Source organism: Almyronema sp. (assembly GCF_052168255.1).
Taxonomy (GTDB): domain Bacteria; phylum Cyanobacteriota; class Cyanobacteriia; order Phormidesmidales; family Phormidesmidaceae; genus Sphaerothrix; species Sphaerothrix epifaneia.
The window spans coordinates 1-17,799 of record NZ_JBQLZL010000069.1 but is presented as its reverse complement, the minus strand read 5'-3'; the positions used below and the strand labels follow the sequence as shown (position 1 = coordinate 17,799).

The 17,799-nt window shown below is 50.3% G+C and carries 18 protein-coding genes and 1 pseudogene; 10 read left to right on the top strand and 9 right to left on the bottom strand.

Annotated elements, in window-relative coordinates; genetic code table 11:
• Positions 1-84: 84 nt before the first annotated feature.
• Both ACTS3T_RS15630 and ACTS3T_RS15625 read left to right on the top strand, forming a co-directional pair.
• Positions 85-2,262, top strand: coding sequence for a DUF4114 domain-containing protein (locus tag ACTS3T_RS15630; RefSeq protein WP_462935248.1), 2,178 nt, complete (start codon positions 85-87; stop codon positions 2,260-2,262).
• Between the two features lie 350 nt (positions 2,263-2,612).
• Complete coding sequence (locus ACTS3T_RS15625; protein WP_377965682.1) at positions 2,613-3,341, top strand: lipase family protein; 729 nt, start codon at positions 2,613-2,615, stop codon at positions 3,339-3,341.
• A 70-nt stretch (positions 3,342-3,411) separates the two neighbouring features.
• On the opposite strand, the gene ACTS3T_RS15620 is transcribed toward ACTS3T_RS15625, so the two are convergent.
• The 4 genes from ACTS3T_RS15620 to ACTS3T_RS15605 all read right to left on the bottom strand — a co-directional run bounded on the left by ACTS3T_RS15620 (position 3,412) and on the right by ACTS3T_RS15605 (position 7,863).
• The gene (locus ACTS3T_RS15620; protein ID WP_377965684.1) at positions 3,412-4,260 is read right to left on the bottom strand and encodes a GGDEF domain-containing protein; all 849 of its coding nucleotides are present in this window, start codon (positions 4,258-4,260) and stop codon (positions 3,412-3,414) included.
• A gap of 105 nt (positions 4,261-4,365) precedes the next feature.
• Positions 4,366-5,850, bottom strand: a complete 1,485-nt coding sequence (locus tag ACTS3T_RS15615) for an alpha-amylase (RefSeq protein WP_377965686.1) — start codon at positions 5,848-5,850, stop codon at positions 4,366-4,368.
• 162 nt (positions 5,851-6,012) lie between these two features.
• Positions 6,013-6,726, bottom strand: a complete 714-nt coding sequence (locus ACTS3T_RS15610; protein ID WP_377965688.1) for a DUF1003 domain-containing protein — start codon at positions 6,724-6,726, stop codon at positions 6,013-6,015.
• Positions 6,727-6,864: 138 nt separating this feature from the next.
• Positions 6,865-7,863, bottom strand: a complete 999-nt coding sequence (locus tag ACTS3T_RS15605) for a glycosyltransferase (RefSeq protein ID WP_377965708.1) — start codon at positions 7,861-7,863, stop codon at positions 6,865-6,867.
• 304 nt (positions 7,864-8,167) lie between these two features.
• Between ACTS3T_RS15605 and ACTS3T_RS15600 the strand changes: the two genes are divergently transcribed.
• Positions 8,168-8,572 carry a response regulator gene (locus ACTS3T_RS15600; RefSeq protein WP_377965690.1) on the top strand — a complete coding sequence of 135 codons (405 nt, stop codon included), beginning with the start codon at positions 8,168-8,170 and terminating at the stop codon, positions 8,570-8,572.
• Positions 8,573-8,613: 41 nt separating this feature from the next.
• On the opposite strand, the gene ACTS3T_RS15595 is transcribed toward ACTS3T_RS15600, so the two are convergent.
• Positions 8,614-9,525 carry a LysR family transcriptional regulator gene (locus tag ACTS3T_RS15595; RefSeq protein WP_377965692.1) on the bottom strand — a complete coding sequence of 304 codons (912 nt, stop codon included), beginning with the start codon at positions 9,523-9,525 and terminating at the stop codon, positions 8,614-8,616.
• 270 nt (positions 9,526-9,795) lie between these two features.
• On the opposite strand from ACTS3T_RS15595, the gene ACTS3T_RS15590 reads away from it, so the two are divergent.
• Positions 9,796-10,095, top strand: coding sequence for a hypothetical protein (locus ACTS3T_RS15590; RefSeq protein WP_377965694.1), 300 nt, complete (start codon positions 9,796-9,798; stop codon positions 10,093-10,095).
• A gap of 155 nt (positions 10,096-10,250) precedes the next feature.
• Here ACTS3T_RS15590 and ACTS3T_RS15585 read toward each other — a convergent pair whose 3' ends face one another.
• On the bottom strand, positions 10,251-10,724 hold the full coding sequence (locus tag ACTS3T_RS15585; RefSeq protein ID WP_377965696.1) for a DUF2267 domain-containing protein: 474 nt from the start codon (positions 10,722-10,724) through the stop codon (positions 10,251-10,253).
• Between the two features lie 161 nt (positions 10,725-10,885).
• Between ACTS3T_RS15585 and ACTS3T_RS15580 the strand changes: the two genes are divergently transcribed.
• The 3 genes from ACTS3T_RS15580 (at position 10,886) to ACTS3T_RS15570 (ending at position 13,535) form a co-directional block, all read left to right on the top strand.
• Positions 10,886-11,794, top strand: coding sequence for a glycine betaine ABC transporter substrate-binding protein (locus ACTS3T_RS15580; RefSeq protein ID WP_377965698.1), 909 nt, complete (start codon positions 10,886-10,888; stop codon positions 11,792-11,794).
• A gap of 58 nt (positions 11,795-11,852) precedes the next feature.
• A complete protein-coding gene (locus tag ACTS3T_RS15575; protein WP_377965700.1) occupies positions 11,853-12,812 on the top strand; it encodes an ABC transporter ATP-binding protein in 960 nt (319 codons plus the stop codon).
• A 93-nt stretch (positions 12,813-12,905) separates the two neighbouring features.
• Positions 12,906-13,535, top strand: a complete 630-nt coding sequence (locus ACTS3T_RS15570; protein ID WP_377965702.1) for an ABC transporter permease — start codon at positions 12,906-12,908, stop codon at positions 13,533-13,535.
• Between the two features lie 8 nt (positions 13,536-13,543).
• On the opposite strand, the gene ACTS3T_RS15565 is transcribed toward ACTS3T_RS15570, so the two are convergent.
• Complete coding sequence (locus tag ACTS3T_RS15565) at positions 13,544-13,852, bottom strand: P-II family nitrogen regulator (RefSeq protein ID WP_377965704.1); 309 nt, start codon at positions 13,850-13,852, stop codon at positions 13,544-13,546.
• 774 nt (positions 13,853-14,626) lie between these two features.
• A complete protein-coding gene (locus ACTS3T_RS15560) occupies positions 14,627-15,265 on the bottom strand; it encodes an ABC transporter permease (RefSeq protein WP_377960626.1) in 639 nt (212 codons plus the stop codon).
• 8 nt (positions 15,266-15,273) lie between these two features.
• On the opposite strand from ACTS3T_RS15560, the gene ACTS3T_RS15555 reads away from it, so the two are divergent.
• The 3 genes from ACTS3T_RS15555 to ACTS3T_RS15545 all read left to right on the top strand — a co-directional run bounded on the left by ACTS3T_RS15555 (position 15,274) and on the right by ACTS3T_RS15545 (position 17,305).
• Positions 15,274-16,104, top strand: coding sequence for an alpha/beta hydrolase (locus ACTS3T_RS15555; RefSeq protein WP_377960624.1), 831 nt, complete (start codon positions 15,274-15,276; stop codon positions 16,102-16,104).
• Between the two features lie 277 nt (positions 16,105-16,381).
• The gene (locus ACTS3T_RS15550) at positions 16,382-16,828 is read left to right on the top strand and encodes a PPC domain-containing protein (protein ID WP_377960622.1); all 447 of its coding nucleotides are present in this window, start codon (positions 16,382-16,384) and stop codon (positions 16,826-16,828) included.
• Positions 16,829-16,903: 75 nt separating this feature from the next.
• Positions 16,904-17,305, top strand: coding sequence for a DUF1499 domain-containing protein (locus ACTS3T_RS15545; protein WP_377960620.1), 402 nt, complete (start codon positions 16,904-16,906; stop codon positions 17,303-17,305).
• A gap of 36 nt (positions 17,306-17,341) precedes the next feature.
• On the opposite strand, the pseudogene ACTS3T_RS15540 reads toward ACTS3T_RS15545, so the two are convergent.
• Positions 17,342-17,799, bottom strand: a pseudogene (locus ACTS3T_RS15540) (hypothetical protein); the annotation flags it as partial.

The following is a 17,799-nucleotide window of genomic DNA, read 5'->3' as shown; positions in this document are numbered from 1 at the left end:
GTAGAATTACTGGTTTTTTAGCAGTCTTCCAGATGGCGGCCAAAATTTGAGTAGCTGTAAGCGGTTGAGCTTTGAGACGAGCTTATGGCTGAAACTTATTTTGCTGGCGATCTAAGCCAACTTTCTGCAACGGTCAATTCCTTTTATCGAGATAGCTTAAATCCACAGGTCAGGCCAGAGGCGCTAGGAGAAACGGCTTGGTCAGAAATTGACCAGCTAGCGGCCTCTGTTAGCGGCCTAGCACCGTCTATACCTGTGTTTTTAGCCGCCGATGACGGTTACGTTGAAACCTTGGAGTCAGGGGCGATCGCCCCTGACTCCACAGATCCCTTGATTGGTCAACTGGTCGCTCCCCTACCATCGGATCGTCTCCTCCAAAACGAGACGGCACCGCACCTAAGCGCTAGCGTTACCCAAGCTTGGCAACTGGCTCAAACGCAGCTACGCCAGTTTGCAGCCGCTCCTCTGTTTGCCAGAGCGATCGCTACGGCCTTTGGGGTTGCGGTAGACAGTCAATCAGCCAGAGAGCTTATCCAGGATTGGGAACAGGGTCAGGGTTTACCTCGGCTAGAAATTGTTCCAGACTCGATCCTTCAAGCAAAAGGAGCTTTCGCCGCTAGCAATCAAACTATCTATCTTGGGCAAGACTTTGTTACTCAGAGTTCTCAATCAGCGATCGCCGCTGTTTTGATCGAAGAATTAGGGCATGCCCTAGATAGCCGCCTTAACACTACAGATGCCGCTGGCGATGAAGGCGCAATTTTTGCCGCCTTGGTACAAGGCAAAGCGATCGCACCGTCAACCCTAGCGGCGCTGCAAACCGAAAATGACCACGCTTACCTCCACTGGCAAAACCAAACTTGGGCGGTAGAGCAAGCCGCCCTAGGTGAATTTACAGTGGGAGCTAGCGGACAAGTCAGCATTGAGTTTCTCTTTGATGGCGGTGCTTACACCGGAGAGTTAGCTATTTTTAGCTTGGCGGGCATGGAAACCCTTACACCCGGTTCAGCCGCCTACATTCAAGAGGCGGCGCGGCGGGCTTTGAGCCAGTCGCCTGCAGGATACGTTGTCATCTCAGAAGCCGAAGCTGGCGTCTCTAGCCTCAAGCAGGTCGCCATGAACGCCGGAGACAGCTTTGGCGTGATGCTGGTACCTGACGATACGGTTAAAGCTGCCTACGATCGGCCCGATCGCGGTGGCAAACATCGTCCTTTATTTTCCATAGAAGCCGCCAACCCCAAAGGCTTTGCTCAAATGGGTCAGCTAGCCAGTAATCTATTTGCAATGGAAGATCTGCGGCGCGATCGCCGTTCAGACAACGACTTCAACGATATTATTTTTAAGATTGCAGGGGCAACTGGAGAAGCCGTTTCCGTAGGGGCATTGCTGCCGCGAAGCCAGAATTGGCAAAACCAGGCTCCGTTCCGAGCCATTCTAGCGGCTAACCCAACTACCTCTCTGCCGACAGCCCCCTCCGGTAGCGATCCCAGCGCTCCAGAGGGCGAGCCAGAGGGCAATTCTGGTATTCCCCCTAATCCCAACCCCAACCCCGGCAGCAATCCGGGAAGCGATCCCGGTAGCTTACCCACTACTCTGCTCACCTCCTTCTCCGACAGTGTCGTCAAATTTAGCCCTGCCGATTCAGAAGCAACGATTGCCGCTCTCAGTGGTAGCAAAATTGTTCTGGGTGATCAAACAATTTACATCGGTACCCAGCAGGTCAGCGCCAACAATCAAAACCCCATCATTAGCCTGTTTGATAGCAGCAATCCTCTCAACAACTGGACGCGAACTGACTACGAAATCACCGGAGCCGACGGTCGCGGCATCGGTTTGGCGTGGACAGGCAGCGAACTCTATGGTGTTTTTACAGTAGACGGCACTCAGGGTTCGCCCAGCGAAGACTTCCGCCGAGAAAGCCAGGATGCTCAACAGACATGGCTCAGGAGCTACGGTCAAGGGGGTGGCCCGACTGTATCGGTGATTGGCCGGATCGATCTGGCAACAGGTGAACTGGTAGATGCGGCTTATCTCTCAGCCCTGTTGAGCAACGGCAATAGCAATACGCTGGTGGTCAATGATATTGCCGTCAACAACGCCGGAAATTTAGTCGTTAGTGCTGACTCGTACTTTTCGCCCCGTCGCCCCAATGGCAGCGCCATGCAACAGGTCGGTAGCGGCAGTTCTCCCTTTGCTTACACAGTTGAGATTTTGCCCAATCTTAAGCAGGTTGTCAGTACCCAAGCCAACGGTTGGGTTTGACCGTCTTTATCGCCAAAGACAGCAGGAAAGGTTTTCTGTCAGCGGCTTTCAGCCATTGAAGTGTTTTAAGCCCGGTGGCGACAGCTATAGCGTCTGATTAACACAGCAAGGTTATAGCCTCGTCACAGCCTCGTCACATGCAGTGCTTATAGTCATCAATAGTTTCGTTTGCTCCTTTTTATTGGCATTGCCAGGAAGACAGGCTTCCTGGCTTTTTTTTGAGCTTTTTTTGGCTTTTTTCTTGAGACGTTACAGTCTTTATCCGAATCTTGCCATCGCTTCCTGACATCATCAATGATGGGGGGAATAAGGTGATTACTTGAACAGTCTCCTGGGAAGGATCTAGGGTCATGGTGGATTATAAAGCTGCTCTTTTGTGTGCGCGTTTGAGCCGAGAAGTGTATGGAGACTTTCTCGATATTAAATTTGCCTCTTCACCCGTTGCTAAGGTGACCCTGTTTGAAAGTGATGATCAAGGGATAACTGACACTCAGGTAGCCTTGCTCTACGAACCTGAGCTTGATCAAGTGCATATTGTATTTCGCGGTAGCGACAAAGATATTGACTGGTTTAATAACTTTCAACTGCGGCAAAAAGTTTATCCTTACGGGGATGAAGAATCTACTCAAGTGCGGTTTCACCGGGGTATCATGAGCGCTTACTTTTCAGTCCGCGATCGCTTGCTCGAAGCGGTTCGCAACACGGCTACCAGCAAGCTAATTGTGACGGGCCATAGCTTAGGCGGTGCCCTCTCAACGGTAGCGGCGCTCGATATTCAGTACAACATCACCCAGCACACCCAACAACCTTTAGAAGCCTATAGCTTTGGCTCTCCTCGAGTAGGCAACGATGCGCTGGTGGAATCTTTTCAGCGGCGAGTACCGCTCAACTATCGCTTTGTTTACGGTTGGGATTTGGTAACGCAGATACCACGCGTTTGGCAGGGCTATGTCCATGTTGAACAGGAAGAGAAACTAGGGCCGTGGTTTACCTGGAATATTTTTAGTCGGCAGTTGCGCGATCATGAAATCGTCAGATATATTGCAGCGCTAGAAGAAAAGGTCGCCAGTGCCGCTTAGGTAGGCGGGAGAGTTTTGCCGCTCAACGCTGCTCGAAGGCTGAAAGTGAACCAGGTCAGTGTCACTTGGCTCAAGGCTCATTTGTTTCGCATTTCAGCCTGTTCTTACCCCCTTGCTTAACTGTGTACATTAGTTGATCAGCCTGATGGATTAAGTTTTCGGCTGACTGGGGCGGAGCTACAGCCGTCACGGCTCCAATGCTAAACCCCACTGGCCAATGCTGATTCAGGCTAAGCTGCATTAGTTCTTCGTGCAGTCGGGTTAAGGCAATTTGGGCTTGTTTAGCCTCAACCTGAGGCAAAAGTAAAGCAAACTCATCACCACCAAGACGGGCTACCACATCGCTAGTCCGCAAAGAGAGCTTAATCTGTTGGGCGATCGCCAGCAAAACGCGATCGCCTTCAGCATGGCCTAAGTGATCGTTAACCTGTTTAAAGTTATCAAGGTCTAAATAGGCCAGCGTAATCGGATAGTGATAGCGACGAGCGCGATCGAGTTCTGCTTGCAAAGTTTCTAAAAAAAAGCGGTGGTTAAAAACGCCCGTCAGGCCGTCAATTCTAGCCCAGCGTTTTTCGCGCTCATAGGCTTGCTTTTGAGCGCCCAACAGATGAGTGACAATGACAAAAAAGCCCAGCCTGACAGCAGCGTTCCAATAAGGGAGTAGCGGATAGGGATAGTTTTTGGCCACCGTATCGGCATACAACCAAACCATGGCGCAAACTGCCGCCATGAAGAAGCCCGCCCTGCGATCGATAAACCAAGCTGCCAGCGTAATTGGCACCAGGTAAAAAATAGACAGGGAGACATCTTCACGAATTAAATAATCAATGCAACCAATGGCTAAGCACAGGGCAAAACTGAGACAGAGCAGCAGGGGCCACGATTGCTTTTCCAGCCATTGAACGGTAGCTGCAAGCATCTAAGAAAAAGGTGAAAATAACTTTTTTGCCATCTTCACCTATCTTCTTACGCTTGACTGGGCGATCGCAAAGTCAATTTAGCGGAAAAATATCCGGTTTTGCGATCAATGAGACGCCTGCGGCACCCACACCGAAACTGACCCTGCTGGACAACGAAAATCGGCCCAACCTTCGTCATTAGTTGTGATGGGTTGATCGATATGTTCAGTAATATCGACATAGGTAGTATTGGCCTGACCGACCTCCATCCACTTCGTCCCTTCGTCACCATTGCTTAAAACCACGGCCATACCTCCGGGATGCTCCTCATTGCCGAGTCGTGTCCAGCCTAAGGTGTTGGCATGATCAAAATAGTCATATTGATCGCCGTAAGCATAGGTCTTGCGAACGTAGAGAAACTTGTCAATGAGCCATTGATGGCTGTCAAGCCAAATTTCATACTCATTGCCATCGTTGCCAACATCTTTGTAGTGAGCCCCATAGTAGTCAGCATAAAAGATGCAGGGATAGCCATCACGACGCAGCAAAATCAGCGCATAGGCTAAGGGCTTAAACCATCCTTCAACAACTGACTCTAGCGCCTGCAAGGGTTGCGAATCGTGGTTGTCTACCAGGGTGACGGCTAGGGCAGGCTGCTGTTGCACTAGCGTATTATCAAAAATTTGCCGCATGTCATATTGATTGCCGGCTTGGCTGGCTTCACTAAAGTTGTAATGCAAAGGGGCATCAAATAGCGCCACATCGCCATCTGTGACGCTGATAAAGTGGTGCAGAGCTTCAATTTCATAAGACCAGTATTCGCCCACGGCAAACAAACGACGTCCGGCATAGCGGCGGCAGTGGTTGAGCCAGCTAGGGAAAAATCCGGCTCTGACGTGCTTCACGGCGTCAAAGCGAAAGCCGTCTACGTCTGTGGTATCCACATACCAGGATCCCCACTGCTTGAGGGCTTCCTGCACCTCAGAATTTTCCATGTCTAAGTCGCAACCCATGAGGTAGTCAAAGACGCCTTTTTCCAGGTCAACGTTATCGTCGAAAGACTTGCCTTTTAGCAAGTACACGGCATCTTCGCCTTCGTTGTAGGCGTTGTAGTCTACGGCGTCAAAGTGCCACCAGTGCCATTCCATGTCGGAGTATTTGCCTTGGCGACCAGGAAAGGTGAAGTGGGTCCACACTTTGGCTTTTTGGTACTCGCCAATCGGTTGGTGGCGGTTATCGGGGTCAAAGGGGGTGACTTCGACTTCTTCAGCAATGTCAGCGCCCATCATGTGGTTAAAGATAACGTCGGCGTAGACGTGAATACCGACGGCTTTGGCGGCTTTGATGGCCTGAATGTATTCGTCTTTGGTGCCGTATTTGGTTCGAATTGAGCCTTTTTGATCAAATTCGCCTAGGTCGTAAAGGTCGTAAACGCTATAACCCACATCTAGACCCCCAGCGGTGCCCTTGTAGGCAGGCGGTAGCCAAAGGGCAGTGATACCTGCTTGGGCTAAGGACTCGGCTTCGTTAGTGAGCTGATTCCACAGGTTGCCATCGGTGGGAATATACCAGTGGAAATACTGCATCATCACGCCATTCGGTGCAGACATGACAAACCCTTGCCCCATCAGAGGCTAAAAAGTGAATTTGGTAAAAGGATTAACGCGTCAACTAGATTGCAACGGATTAGCCTTGCGGAGCGTACGGCTTTCTTGCTGACAAGGGATACTATGGCATATGTAAAAGTTGCTTAAATCGTTCTTGAGAACGATTTAGGTAGGGTCTGAGTCGGTGGAAGTTGTGGACTCAGACGACGCTACCTCAGCCACATTATCGGCTAGCGTTTGCAAGAGAGCAGCGGCTGAGGACTCCTGATTAGCGGCTGGCAGGAGGTCTTCTGTGGTAGAAAGTTGCTCTAGGTTTTCTTTCAAAATGTCGAGGACGACTTGAGGGTCGGTCGATTGCTTCATGATTTCGGCTTCCCAATCATAGCGATCGCGCATATTGGGCAAATCGCTTCGCAGTTCTTCAATTAGCTCAATGAGTTTGGCGGTTTTTTGCTCAGTCAAAAGATTAATCTGCAAACTCAGGTGCGATCGCTGTTCGGCTAGTTTATCTTGCCGGGTTTGGCGGACTAAAACACCAGTAGCAATCAGCAGCGAAGCCACATCAACCCCCATCTCTTGCAGGTCAAATTTGAGCAGATTCCAAGGCAACGGATCGGGGCCAAAACGACTAAAAAGCCACCAGCTAATGAAGAAAATAAGCTGAAAGTAAAGAAACTGAGGCTTACCAAAAACTGTAGCAACTCTGGCTAGCAGGCGTTCATGAAAGGGAACATCACGCTCTTGCTGTACCTGTAAGTTGATAACAGTTTCAATATTTTTGACTACCTGCTGAGGGAGGGGGTATTTTTCGCCGTTAATATACACTGCACCAGAAGCCGTATGAATAACAGAAGATGAGTTTTGAATGCTAAAATCCATGCCATGACATTTGTCTCTTCTGCCCAAACGATAGGAGATGGCAATCGATTTGGTAAGGCCATTGAGACAGAGATTGCCCGCTAGCGGCAATTTTTTTGCCCATTAGCGCTGAAAACGGCGGCTTGGGTGCCTAAAAAATCAACCAGACTGCAAAACCTGGTTCAGCTTTTTGTGCAAGCGTTGCATAAACAACTGGGCTAATCGCCAGCGAGTCAGGCTGGGAATATCGCTGGGCTGCGATCGCCGATGATCAAAGAAAAGATTGAGTTCTGCCAAAATCACCTGTAGACGTTTGAGCAGGTTGTGTTGGCGATATTCCTTAAAAAAGGAGTCAGGCAATGTCCGGTTAACGGGCGATCGCAGCACGTCAAGAATACGCGCTACGTCATAGGCAGTCGAATAGCCAGCAATTTTGTGACAGTTAAACCCTGGATCTAAATAGTCAGCCAAGGCACCATTGACGCTAGAAAATACCTGGCAGCCGCAGGCCAGCGCTTCCATGGGCGGCAGCCCAAAGCCTTCGCTAACCCGCTGCTGCGCCCAATATTCCGCAGAGTCGTAAAGGTAAACCTGGCTGCGGTTGAACAAACCAACGATATCTTCGATATAGGTTTCTACCACCGTCACCTGACAGTGCTGACGCAAAGCCGGAACTAGCTGCTTGAGTAAATACGCTGAAGACTTACGGGTTTGTAGCAGCACCTCTATATCGCGCGGACGGTTTTCGTTGCGAAACGATTCAGAGATGTAGTTGGGTAAATAGTAAATCAAGGCATTTGGGGCATGTTGTCCCCAGTAGCTCATCGTGTTGCGGCTGACGGCAATAATGGGGATATCGGCAGGTAGGCGAAAGCCATAACCTGCGCTGTGAGCATGATATACAACGTTGCAGTGGTGTAACTTTTTGACCAAGCGGGCCACATGAAAGCCCCAACTGACGACAAAAATGACGTTGTCTAAATCGTCTCGTCGCAGCACATCTGGCAAAAACAAGGTATCGGGTTCGCGCTGCTGATAGGTTACGAGCGTTGCCTCACACAAATTCTTTGCCAGTGCCAGCGTTTTGAGTTCAGCCCAGAGTCCGCCACAGGCAAACTGCCCTGTGGTACCAGGAACCAGAAAATAAAGCGATCGCATCATAACCTAATACTCAAAAAGTGCATCTGCCACAGCTTTCAACGCCCACCCTCGACAGATGCCACCGATAGGGGTAGGGTTCGGGGGGAACTCTCATGGGTAACCGCTGAACTTAACAATTCGGCAGGCTGCTTCCGGTACTCAGTACGGTCTCGTACTGAAGCCACCCTCAAGATGGCTCTATTGTCAGGCAGTGACGCTAAACATCGCTTAATACCTGTGTTCATAGCAGATTGAGTACTCCTTCTGCCAATGTATGCGTACTTGGGTGGTCTGGGTGGTAGGTCTTGCCCCTCTTTAAACAATGTATGATCAATCTTCATTACTGCATGGACTCAGCTTACTGGCTGTAGATACAAATCGGGATTTGCTCTCTTCTCTGACTGAAGTTTTTCAGGTATTTGGCTGCACTCAGGTGATGTCGGCTACGACAATTGAAGAGGCTGTTCACCTCATAGCGATCGCCCCGCCTAACATTATCATTAGTGAAATTCGTTTGGCGCATCAAAATGGGTTTGACTTGCTTGGGCAGGTGAAAAAGGTGGAAGCCGAACGGCAAATCCGTATTCCGGTGGTGGCTGTCACTGCTTATGTCACTCGGGGCGGGCGCGATTGCGCTTTGGCGGCTGGTTTTAGCGAATATATGACTAAGCCTTTTAGCCTCAAAGAACTGATTATGGTTGTGGCTCGTCTGACAGACCGCGCTTAGCCTTCGCTCTAGGCTGCGTGTGCAGCGCGATCGCGAAGGCTTTAGCCAACGGATGAAACTGAAACTGCGATCGCGCTTTGACAGTCTCGTAGCGCTTCTAGAAATGCATAGACAGCAGGAGTATGCAGCGCTTTTTTGAGTCTTGATGCCCCAATTGGCCGAAACAAATGAAACGGCAAGCGGCAAACCTGAACCCCTTCTGGAATCGGTTCAGCCGCTAGGCGAGGCATAATGGCAATGCCCAAACCCTGTTTGACCATACTGGTCATAGAAGAGTCATGGCGAATGCGATAAGCAACTTCAAAGGGTGGATTAAGCTGAGCAAGCTGTAACCGAATTCGGTCAAAGCAGCTATTGTGCTGAGAGGCAATTAGCGGATACTGACCTAAATCTTCTAAACGCAGTTGAGCATCGCGCAGACCCGCTGAGGGGGGAAGCAGCGCCACATATTCATCTTCAAAAATGGGCATCACTTCATAATCTTCGCCGCAAAGACTTTCGGCAACGCAGATATCAACCTGACCTTGCAACAAGGCTTGCTCTAGCTGACGCAGTTCGTCAAATTCGGCAATAGAAATTGAAATGCTGGGATAGCGGCTGTGAAGTTGAGCGATCGCTTTGGGTAAAACATTGGTGGCGACGCTGCGAAAAGCTGCAATCCGAACGGTACCGCCTTGCAGTCCCTTAGCTTGGTCGGCATCGCTCGACATCTCTTCTAGCAGGGCTAACACCTGCTGAGCTTTGGTTGTAATGCGCTCACCTACGGGGGTCAAGCGGGCACCATGACGACCTCGCTGCAGCAAAATTACCCCTAGCTCATCTTCTAACGTAGCGATCGCATGGCTAATGGTGGATTGAGTCACCTCTAAATCTAAGGCTGCACCACTGAAATTACCACAGGTTGCGACAGCCACTAAGGCTCTGAGCTGAGATAGCTTTAGCTTTAGCGTCATTGTTTCAAAAAGATAGCCAAGGCTACCGAGCAGATTCAGGACAGCGAAGCGCTAAAAGTTCAGTCTGTGTCCATTAGACTATCGCATCTCTGTCAGCGAAGACATATCGATTTTATTCATACGAGCCATGCATCTTATGCTTTGGCACTTCTAGATTGAGTGCTTACAGTAGGGGCATAGGCGATAAAGCTGCGATTTGAATTCATTTCAATCTAGCCTTTAGCCATGACAAAAGCCAAGCAAAATTGGCATACAGATAGGAGATTTTACATGACAGGTTATACCCGCTATACCCATGAAGCCCAGCTCGATCTCAATCGTCAGCAATTAGAGAAAACCCTCAAACGATCGCAGACTGAATTTGCCAAAAATGCGATCGCCCAGCTATTTTCTCGACTGGGTTCAACCCTGCTCAATTTGCTAATTGAGAGCGACCAGCCGCGCGTTCGTGTTCGCGAAGCCAATGGCGAAACAGTTTGGCAGGCATACGATCCCGTTTCTCGCCATCAAGCTGCCTTCAATTCTGAAGAAGAGCTAAGAGCCTGGTTGGAGCAGCGCTATTACCAATAACCTCACTTAGCTTTGCGGTTTTTTGATGATAGCAATCTCTGCCATTGCAAGCCGTCTTGCTCAGCAAACCAGCTTAGATAAATTAACAGCGGCGTAGAGGTTTTCTACGCCGCTGTTAGTCTTTTCAGACATTCAATAAAATTAGAATAGCAGAGCTACGCCATGCGCCACATTTGCTGAATTTGCCCCGGCAAAGCAATGCTAATTTCTTGAGCCAAACTTTTAGATAGGCGAGGCTTCAGGGCTTGAAAGACGGCTTTAACGGCTGCTTCGGGTGCAACTCGCTTAGACAGGCCACTTTCTTGAGCAATGCGAAACAAGAAGGTGTCATCCGCAAAGGTTAGCGGTGGCCGCAGCCGACTGAGAAAGGCAACAACCGGATTCGTATCGCGCCAAAGGGCGGCAATCTGCTGGCGATCGCTGGCTTGGGTATCGTTTTCGATTTCGGTGGCTACCCGCTGAGCCGTTTCGGTGGTCATGAGGTCGCGAACCGTCCGAAAAACCACTTCAATAACGTCGCGAGTGTCATAGAGATCTTCCAGTCCGCCCTGGGTCATGACCTGTAAGAGAAAGTCAGAAGACTTGGCAGGGGGAGTGGTCGGTGAGATTTGAATAGATTTCGTTTGCATACTCTTTCGTAATACTTCTTTACAAAAGGTAACGCGATCGCGACAAATGTGCTACCTAACTTGAGGCAGATAGGAAATAGCCCACCGTTAAACAGATGCGGCTATCTTGGTTGACAATGCTATTGTCTTAAAAAATTCCACCGTCTGTCATTGCCCCTGCCATGCTCAAACTGTGCCGCCGCTTTTTGCCCCTGCTAGCCCTGCTGACAACTTTTGTGGTTATTGCCTGCCAGACGACGCCTGAAGCCAGCAGTGGCGTTGTCCGAGTTGGGTCTAAAGACTTTACCGAGCAGCTTATTTTGGGAGAAATGTATGCGATCGCCCTAGAAGAAGCTGGCTTTAGCGTTGAGCGCAATCTCAATTTAGGGGGTACCCCCGTAGCGCAAGCCGCGCTTGAAAACGCCGAAATTGACCTCTACCCCGAATACACTGGAACAGGCTTATTGACCGTTCTCAAGCAGCCTGTCAGTAGCGATCAGCAAGCCGTTTACGACACCGTTTCTCAGCAATATCAGCAAAAGTTTAACCTGGTGTGGTTAGAGCCAGCGCCCATGAACAACACGCAAGCGCTAGCGATGACCCGGCCAGCGTCGCAACAGCTAGGCATTACCACTATTTCTGAAATGGCTGCTCAGGCGAGTGACTTAATTATGATTGGCCCACCGGAGTTTGAAGTGCGCGAAGATGGTTTGCCCGGTTTAAAGCAAGCCTACGGCGACTTTGAATTAGAAGCTTATAAAGCTGTCGATGCGGGTTTGCGCTATCAAGGGCTAGTGGATGGCGAAGCCGATGTAGCTGTGGCGTTTGCTACCGATGGAGAAATTAGCGCTTTTGATCTGGTGCTGTTAGAAGATGATCAAAACCTGTTTCCGCCTTACCAGGTGGCTCCGGTTGTGCGCCAGGAAGCGCTAGAGGCTAATCCTGAGATTGCCGATGTGCTCAATCGTTTGGCTCCGCTGCTGACGGATGAAACGATGCAGCAGTTGAACTATCAGGTGAGTGGCGAAGGCCAAGAGCCAGCCGAGGTGGCACGGCAATTTTTAGCACAAGCAGGGGTGCTGGGGTCTTAGCAGGTGAGCGCTGACCTCAGCTTGGTCAGCAGATGGCGGTGAGCAGGAGTTGGCAATTATGAGTGCGATCGCGTTTGAGCAGGTATCACTGAGATTTCCGGGGGCAGCGCGTTCGGCGGTAGACGGCTGCACGTTTGAGGTGCAGGCAGGGGAACTGGTGGTAATTTTGGGGCCATCTGGGTGCGGCAAGACGACGCTGCTGAAAATGGTCAATCGCCTATATGAGCCAACTCAAGGCCATATTTTTTTGGACGGTCTGAATATTCGCAAGCGTCCGGCCACCGAACTCCGGCGCCAGATTGGCTATGTCATTCAGCAGTCGGGGTTGTTTCCCCACATGACGGTGGCTGAGAATATAGCGGTGGTGCCCAAATTGCTGAACTGGGGTCGGGCTAAAACGCAAATGCGGGTAGATGAACTGTTGCAACTGGTCGCTTTACCGCCGCCCGAATACCGCGATCGCTATCCGGCTCAGCTTTCGGGCGGGCAACAGCAGCGGGTGGGGGTTGCCAGAGCTTTAGCGGGCGATCCGCAAGTGATTTTGATGGATGAGCCATTTGGGGCGATCGATGCCATCACTCGTACCGCGCTGCAAGACGAAATTTTGCGCCTACAAGATCAGCTCCAAAAAACAATTTTGTTCGTCTCTCATGATGTGGATGAAGCGCTCCGCCTTGCCGATCGCATTTTGGTTATGCAAGCAGGCCAGATTGTCCAGTTTGATACGCCGTTCAATTTACTCACCCAGCCGCAAAACGACTTTATTCGCGATCTCTTGGGCACCGAAGACGTTGTGCGCCAGCTAGGTTTGCTACGCGTCGCCATCGCCATGCAGGAACTGCCAGATGCGTTTAATGTAGAGAGCCAACCTCGCCTCTCAGCCCAAGCCAGCCTGCGAGAAGCGCTATCTCTGATTCTCAAAAGCGGCACCGAGCAAATTTTGATTTTTGAGCGCGATCGCCCGATTGGCCTAGTTTCGCTAGCTCAAATTCAAGCAGCGGTGATGGAGAAGCGCTAAGCGCATTAAGGCGAATAAAGCAGCTAGAAAAGCCACCCTCGCCGCTATTTCCCTGTCGCCCGTTTCGCCCCCCTATCTCCCTTATGTCTACCGATGTCTTATCTCTTCAGCAATCCAAACGTTGTTTTCCAGCAGCTTGTTGAACATTTGCAAATGTTGGGCGCGACTTTAGCGATCGCGATTACTATCGCTGTGCCGCTAGCGCTGCTGGTTACCCGCGTGCGGTGGCTGGCGGTGCCAGTCATGTCAGCGCTGGGGATTCTCTATACAATTCCTAGTCTGGCGCTGATTATCTTTCTGGTGCCTGTGTTTGGTCTAAATCAGCGATCGGTGATTACCGCCATGGTGATTTATACGCAGGTAATTTTGGTGCGCAACCTGGTGGTGGGGCTAGCAGGGATTGACCCAGCGGTGCTAGAAGCGGCTAAAGGCATGGGGATGAGTGTCTGGCAGCGCTGGTGGCGGGTGCAGGTACCGCTGGTGCTGCCTGTGTTTTTGGCGGGGGTGCGGCTAGCGGCAGTTATTGCGATCGCGATCGCGACGATTGGGGCTAAATTTAGCGCGGGGGGGCTGGGTAATCTGCTGTTTGAAGGCATCCAAACCAACCGCAACGACAAAATCTGGGCGGGGGCGATCGCAGTAGCGCTCTTGGCACTGGTGGTCAACGCAGGGCTGCGTACTGTAGAGAAAGCTGTGAGTCCTTACCGCTTCCCGGAAGCATAAGCGACCCGTTAGTCAAGCAGCGCCTCTACAGGCTGACGAAAAGCAATCAAAGCATATTTGGCCTGATACGTTTTAATCTCGGTCAAAATTTGGTCAGAGACTTCTTCAGAAACAACTGTTTTTAACTCAAGATTCGTTTTGTATCCGGCAATATCCGAAACATCAGAAACGCGAACGCCATGACTACCCACGCCTTGCGCCAGCGTAAAAGTATAGCCAGAAACGCCCAGCGTTTTCATTAGCTGCCTTAAGCGATCTTGTAAAACTGACTCACCAATAATCGTAACCAGAACTGCTTTTTTAGTTTGAACAGACATGCGTGATAAGAAGTTTGATTAATGTTAAGTCTATCGACAAATATTTTGCCGTCAGCAAAATTAAGATACCGCTTTTTCTACAGATTTGCTATCTGCCTATAGGCGGACTCAGCAATGCTTAATGCTCAAATTCAAAGTAAGCGCGTCGCCTAATTTTACTCCGAAAGCGTAGCCAAATACATGTCTTTAGATTAAAAATCTCTGAGCCTCACCTCAACTTGTAAACTTTATTGTCAGCGCCTCCTGACGTCGCCAAGGAGGAGTATATTAATAACTGAAGCCAAAAGCTTCCCTGACAGATTGAAAGTCAACTCCACTAACAAAAAGGAGGCAAAGCGACTGTTTTATTCTGATCTGTCTCGTCTAAAGGCAACAGCATCTAGTCCGTTGGTTGATATTTCCTCTAATAGCTGAAAGGGAGCAATGGAACTGGCTATTCAATAATCTTTAATTAGATTTCAGTCAGTGCATCTCTAAGTTTATTCAGAAATGTGAGGCGATCGCTCGGTCAACGTCGTATTAGATGCTGTTGTTAGCTTTAAATCTTATTTGAACTCATTAAATCTCTCTTGAAACTAAAAAATAGCGGCCAAGAGCCTGATCTCTTTGGCCGCTATTAGTATGATTTTTGTTTCGGAATTCTAAACTTGTAGCCTGGGTTTAGCTGACGGCTGGCTAGCTGTTTCTCGGTATGCAACAGGCTCAATCAGCTTCGCTACAGCCGTCGCCACAAGCATTAAGACACATCAGTTGTTACAAGCCCCAGACAGAAAGTTAGAGCGGCGGCTGTACAACTTTTTGCAAAGCGCTGAGGCTCACTTCTGCCAACAGCGCCAGTAGCGCTACTGGCACCGCTCCCACAAGTAAAATCGCATTGTCATAGGCGGCAAACCCCAGCACCACAAAATCACCTAATCCGCCTGCCCCGATAAAAGCCGCCAGGGTAGCGCTGGCAATGACTTCGACTGTGGCGGTTTTAATGCCCGCAATTACGACCGGAAGCGCCAAGGGAATTTCTATCTGTTGCAAAATTTGGCGGGCGGATAGACCCATACCGACAGCCGCTTCGCGAATCATCGGGTCGATGCTGCGAAAAGCCACATCTGTACTGATCAAAATGGGCGGCATGACCAAAAGGGTCAAAGCGATCGCAGCTGATTGAAAGCTCAAGCCAAAATAAGGAATAGCCACAAAGAGAATAGCTAAGCTAGGAATAACGCGCAACGCATTAAACCCATTGGTAAGCAGGCTAGCGGCCAGTTGCGATCGCGCACTCCAGACCCCTAACGGTAGCCCTATCAGCAAGCCAATCCCTAGCGGCACACCGACCAGTAACAAATGCTGTAACAACGCGTCTAAGAATTTGTCGGAATTACTGATAGCGTAGTCGTAAGCTTCGAATACAAGTTGCATAGGACAGAATGCGGCAGGATAGTCACTTCACAGCAGCCAGAGGCACCCAACTGTATTATCAGCTCTGGCTTCCTGCAAAAGTTCGGGGTGGGGTGATTTTAGTACATGGCATTGGCGAACACAGTGGCCGCTATGAGGGCTTGGTGCAACCCCTATGTCAGGCTGGTTTTGCAGTGGCGAGCTTTGATCATCCAGGGCATGGGCGATCGCCGGGACAGCGAGGCCACATTGAACGCTGGCAAGATTATCAAACCAATCTGAAGCTGTTTTTTCAGCTTGTTAGCACCCAACTACCGCAACAGCCCCTCTTTTTGTATGGTCACAGCCTGGGTGCGTTGATTGCGCTAGACTACAGCCTGCAATCGCCGCAACTAGCTGGGTTGATCATCAGCGGTACGCCTGTTCGTCCGGCTGGGCGCTTTGGCAACCCGGTTTTGATTGCGATCGCTCGTTTGCTGTCTCAAGTTTGGCCAACCCTCACGTTTAAGACTCAGCTAGATCCCAGTTTGCTGTCGCGAGATCCCGCTTTGCGGCAGCAGTATCTGCACGATCCGCTGGTGCATAGCGCTGTCACTGCCCGTTGGGGAACCGAATCTCTTAAAGCGATCGCCCGCATTAAGCAGCAGGCAGCCAAGGTCTGTTGTCCGGTGCTGATGCTGCATGGAGAGGCCGATCAAATTAGCTTGCTGGCTCCTAGCCTCCAGTTTTTTGAGGACTTAGGCAGCGCTGATAAAACGCTAAAAGTCTATCCGGGTGGCTACCATGAACCGCACAACGATTGCGATCGCGCTCAGGTAGCCAGCGATGTCATTACCTGGTTAGAACAGCACTTACCCTGAGTTTGCCTGCGGCCTACCCTCCCCCAAAAGCTACCGCCAAAACGCGATCGCTTTAGCCCGCGCCTCATGCCAAATTTTGCTGCCCAGCAAACGCGACAACGTTGATTTTGCTGCCAAGAAGAAATTTTCAATGCTATCTACAATACACCTTTCAACCGCCTCTCTGCTCTAGAGTAAAGAGCGTTTTGGATGGTTTTGTGGGCTGTGAGGCTGAAGGGCGAGTATTTGCCTCTTTGTGGTGTCTGGGCGTTGTTGTAACTTTTAGACCTGTAATTTTATGAAGTTGAGTCAGTTTGGGGTTTTAGGTAGTGGCGCGATCGCATGGATAAGCCTAACAGGGGCGATCGCCCAAGCTCAAGAAACGCGGGCAGTGATGCATCAGCCGATTTTGCAAGTGCGCGGAATGCTGCAAAATGGCGATGCCACGCTGGGCGATAACAGCCTTTTTGATAAATATTTGCTTGACTGTCAGGCGGGGCAAACGTTGACCATTACGTTAGAAAGCGTCGATTTTGACGCCTATTTAATGGTCTACGATGCTCAAGGCCAGCGGATTGCGCAAAACGATGATATTTCCCCCGTTAACCGCAACGCCGCCGTTACCGTCACTGTGCCAGCAGACGGTATCTATCGCATCGTGGCTAATGCTTATAACGATTTGGGCAACGGCCAGTATAAGCTCTCGGTGATCACCGCAGCGGCGGCCAGCAAGCCAGAAAGTTAGCGATCGCTGCTAAATTGCTAGATTTTATCTGCCCATTCCTCGTAGAATGGGCAGTTGTTTTAAGCCAAAAACTATATGCCGCTATTTTCATTTTCAGGGAAGCGTCCTACTAATCTAGGCACCACAGAGGGTCAGCTAGCAGCCTGCCCAGATACGCCTAATTGCGTCAGCAGTCAGGCTACTGACAAAGCCCACAGCATTGCCCCCATTCGCTATGAAGGGTCTGCCAGTGAGGCGATCGCGCAATTAAAGTCTATTGTTCAGTCGATGGATCGCACTCAAATCGTCACCGAGAAAAGCGACTATCTACACGCGGAATTTACCAGCCAACTCATGGGGTTTGTGGATGATGTCGAGTTTTTTGTTCCCGGTGGTGAAAATATCATTCATGTGCGTTCAGCGGCTCGGCTCGGCAAGTCTGATTTAGGCATCAATCGCAAACGCATTGAGGAAATTCGCGATCGCTTTCAGGCTTGACCACAAAAGCCAACACGTTTAAGACCAAATATTTTCTCAAAATCCACGCCACAGATATTGGGTTAGCTCGGCTCCCACGCGGCGTTCAACGGCTGGGTCGGCGGGTAGGTGCCAGCGCAGAGATTCGTAAAGCAAGTGGCGATATAAATCAAAGCTGGCTTCGATCAGTTCGCTGTAGGTGGTGGCAGCGGCGATCGCCCACTGATAGGCAAACCGGGCAGAAAGTAAACCCAGCAGCGGCCATAGAGCCAAGGGGTTAATCGTAAATTTAGGGTCGAACTGTAGACTCAAGAGCGCCCAGCCACAAAATAATAAGCTCCAGAGACAAACGCGGGCGGCACTGTTGAGGTCGGCGCGGGCGGCTTGCAGGTCTTGCTTGACGGCATCAGGCAGCAGCAACCACAGACGCGACCAGCAGATGACGGCATCGAGTCCATATTTTTCTGAAGGTTTACGCTCAGCGGCGCGGAGAATATTACCTAGACGGGTAGGCA

Excerpts from the sequence above, each read along its gene's own strand:
- ACTS3T_RS15630 (WP_462935248.1), top strand. The coding sequence starts at position 85 with ATGGCTGAAACTTATTTTGCTGGCGATCTAAGCCAACTTTCTGCAACG.
- ACTS3T_RS15625 (WP_377965682.1), top strand. The coding sequence starts at position 2,613 with ATGGTGGATTATAAAGCTGCTCTTTTGTGTGCGCGTTTGAGCCGAGAA.
- ACTS3T_RS15620 (WP_377965684.1), bottom strand. The coding sequence starts at position 4,260 with ATGCTTGCAGCTACCGTTCAATGGCTGGAAAAGCAATCGTGGCCCCTG.
- ACTS3T_RS15615 (WP_377965686.1), bottom strand. The coding sequence starts at position 5,850 with ATGTCTGCACCGAATGGCGTGATGATGCAGTATTTCCACTGGTATATT.
- ACTS3T_RS15610 (WP_377965688.1), bottom strand. The coding sequence starts at position 6,726 with ATGGATTTTAGCATTCAAAACTCATCTTCTGTTATTCATACGGCTTCT.
- ACTS3T_RS15605 (WP_377965708.1), bottom strand. The coding sequence starts at position 7,863 with ATGCGATCGCTTTATTTTCTGGTTCCTGGTACCACAGGGCAGTTTGCC.
- ACTS3T_RS15600 (WP_377965690.1), top strand. The coding sequence starts at position 8,168 with ATGTATGATCAATCTTCATTACTGCATGGACTCAGCTTACTGGCTGTA.
- ACTS3T_RS15595 (WP_377965692.1), bottom strand. The coding sequence starts at position 9,525 with ATGACGCTAAAGCTAAAGCTATCTCAGCTCAGAGCCTTAGTGGCTGTC.
- ACTS3T_RS15590 (WP_377965694.1), top strand. The coding sequence starts at position 9,796 with ATGACAGGTTATACCCGCTATACCCATGAAGCCCAGCTCGATCTCAAT.
- ACTS3T_RS15585 (WP_377965696.1), bottom strand. The coding sequence starts at position 10,724 with ATGCAAACGAAATCTATTCAAATCTCACCGACCACTCCCCCTGCCAAG.
- ACTS3T_RS15580 (WP_377965698.1), top strand. The coding sequence starts at position 10,886 with ATGCTCAAACTGTGCCGCCGCTTTTTGCCCCTGCTAGCCCTGCTGACA.
- ACTS3T_RS15575 (WP_377965700.1), top strand. The coding sequence starts at position 11,853 with ATGAGTGCGATCGCGTTTGAGCAGGTATCACTGAGATTTCCGGGGGCA.
- ACTS3T_RS15570 (WP_377965702.1), top strand. The coding sequence starts at position 12,906 with ATGTCTTATCTCTTCAGCAATCCAAACGTTGTTTTCCAGCAGCTTGTT.
- ACTS3T_RS15565 (WP_377965704.1), bottom strand. The coding sequence starts at position 13,852 with ATGTCTGTTCAAACTAAAAAAGCAGTTCTGGTTACGATTATTGGTGAG.
- ACTS3T_RS15560 (WP_377960626.1), bottom strand. The coding sequence starts at position 15,265 with ATGCAACTTGTATTCGAAGCTTACGACTACGCTATCAGTAATTCCGAC.
- ACTS3T_RS15555 (WP_377960624.1), top strand. The coding sequence starts at position 15,274 with ATGCGGCAGGATAGTCACTTCACAGCAGCCAGAGGCACCCAACTGTAT.
- ACTS3T_RS15550 (WP_377960622.1), top strand. The coding sequence starts at position 16,382 with ATGAAGTTGAGTCAGTTTGGGGTTTTAGGTAGTGGCGCGATCGCATGG.
- ACTS3T_RS15545 (WP_377960620.1), top strand. The coding sequence starts at position 16,904 with ATGCCGCTATTTTCATTTTCAGGGAAGCGTCCTACTAATCTAGGCACC.